The sequence below is a fragment of the Plantactinospora sp. A48 genome (genome assembly GCF_055793945.1).
In genome coordinates this window covers 1-1,056 of the sequence record NZ_JBTIXF010000140.1, presented here as the reverse complement: position 1 = coordinate 1,056, position 1,056 = coordinate 1, and the positions used below count along the sequence as shown (strand labels likewise).

The 1,056-nt window shown below is 76.8% G+C and carries 1 protein-coding gene; it reads right to left on the bottom strand.

The genetic code is table 11. The annotated features are described in order from the left end of the window. Positions 1-109 precede the first annotated feature (109 nt). The gene (locus ACXN5W_RS30335; RefSeq protein ID WP_473161812.1) at positions 110-922 is read right to left on the bottom strand and encodes a tyrosine-protein phosphatase; all 813 of its coding nucleotides are present in this window, start codon (positions 920-922) and stop codon (positions 110-112) included. Positions 923-1,056: the final 134 nt, after the last annotated feature.

The following is a 1,056-nucleotide window of genomic DNA, read 5'->3' as shown; positions in this document are numbered from 1 at the left end:
CCCCCCCCCCCCCCCCCCCCCCCCCCCCCCCCCCCCCACCCCCCCCCCCCTCCCCCCCCCCCCCCCCCCCCCCCCCCCCCCCCCCCCCCCCCCCCCCCCCGCCACCTGATCAGTCGAGCAGGTGGGTCCGGAGCGCGCCGAGCTGGTCGGCGGACAGGCCGGTCGTCCGGACGTACTCCTCGATGCTGCCGTGCCGCTCCCGCAGCCCGGCCAGGAACATCGCCATGGCCTCGGCCGGCGAGACGAAGTGCGACGCCGGGGGTTTGCTGGCGGCCGGTTCGTCGCCTTCCGTCGTTCCGTCGTCCTCCCGCCCGGCGCCCGGACGCTCGGCGGGCTCGACCGTCCGGGCCGCTGCCTGGTCGCGCAGCCAGGCGCCGTAGCGCTGCGAGCCGGCCGTGCTGAGCGCGTAGTCGGCGGCGATGTCCTCGTCGGGGACGCCGAGCAGCGCGAGGGTGAGCCCGCAGACGATGCCCGTGCGGTCCTTGCCGGCGACGCAGTGTACGACCACCGGCGCGTTGTCCGGGTCGGCGAGCACCCCGAGTGCCCGGCCGATCGCCCGGGTGCCGGTCTCGGCCATCTCCAGGTAACGCTCGGCCAGGTAGTCGGCCAGCGGCCCGTGCCCGTCGTACGGCACCTCTTCCCAGGCCCGGTGTTCCAGCTCGATGTGCCGGTGGACCACCCCGTCGTACGGCGGAACGGACCCGTCCCGGTCCAGTTCGTCGGGGCGGCGCAGGTCGACCACGGTACGGATGCCCAGGCCCAGGAACAGGTCCCGGTCGGCGGACAGCCGGTGCAGCGAGTCGGACCGGTAGAGCCGGCCGCGCCGCACGGTCCGGCCATCCACGGTGGTGTATCCACCGGCGTCGCGGAAGTTGAAGCACTCGGTGAAGGTGGTCGGTTCGAAATCCTGCTCCGTCGTCACGCAGACAACCGTAACCCGGCCAGAAATCGGCGGGGGGGGGGGGGGGGGGGGGGGGTGGGGGGGGGGGGGGGGGGGGGGGGGGGTGGGGGGGGGGGGGGGGGGGGGGGGGAGCGGTGGGTTGGGGGGGGGGGTTC